This window comes from Arthrobacter sp. B2a2-09 (assembly GCF_027587375.1).
Classification (GTDB): Bacteria; Actinomycetota; Actinomycetes; order Actinomycetales; family Micrococcaceae; genus Arthrobacter.
In genome coordinates this window covers 1-449 of sequence record NZ_JAMXIC010000100.1, presented here as the reverse complement: position 1 = coordinate 449, position 449 = coordinate 1, and the positions used below count along the sequence as shown (strand labels likewise).

General features: G+C 65.9%; 2 protein-coding genes. Both read right to left on the bottom strand.

The annotated features are described in order from the left end of the window. The coding region (locus NFJ07_RS25710) for a hypothetical protein (protein ID WP_269998939.1) at positions 1-254 on the bottom strand (254 nt) is incomplete at its 3' end. Then, positions 254-449, bottom strand: a 196-nt coding sequence (locus NFJ07_RS25705; RefSeq protein WP_269998938.1) for a hypothetical protein, incomplete at its 5' end; no start/stop codon positions are given. The genes NFJ07_RS25705 and NFJ07_RS25710, both read right to left, overlap by 1 nt.

Here is a 449-nt window from a genome sequence, read left to right as displayed (position 1 = left end):
CGCAGCTCAGCACAGTACACCGGGCACAGGAACGGGAAGCTATAGATGCCGGGGCCATGCTCGGTGAGGATAGACAGAGCCTTCTGCCCTGCCCGGTCTTCACCCCAGCTCAGCAGGCTGCGCAGGTGATACCCGCCCAGCTCGCTGACGCTATGCCCCAGCCGCTGCACATCCGCCAGCACTGCCAGCAAGTCAGGGTGTAGCTGACTCGCATGCGGCAGGGCCAGCTTCTGGTCCAGCAGCAGGGCTGCCATTACAGGCTGCCGATCAGGGCGTCAACGTCCACAGCCTCGCCGCCAACAGGCGCTGCGTCGGCAGGGGTATCAACGGCAGGGGTCTCGACTACCGCTGCACCAGCGGCCTCTGGCGCAGGCTCAGCACCCTTGACGGTGGCGAACTTCGCCTGCACATCGTAGACCTTGAGGTCCGCGCCTTCGCCAGCCAGCACC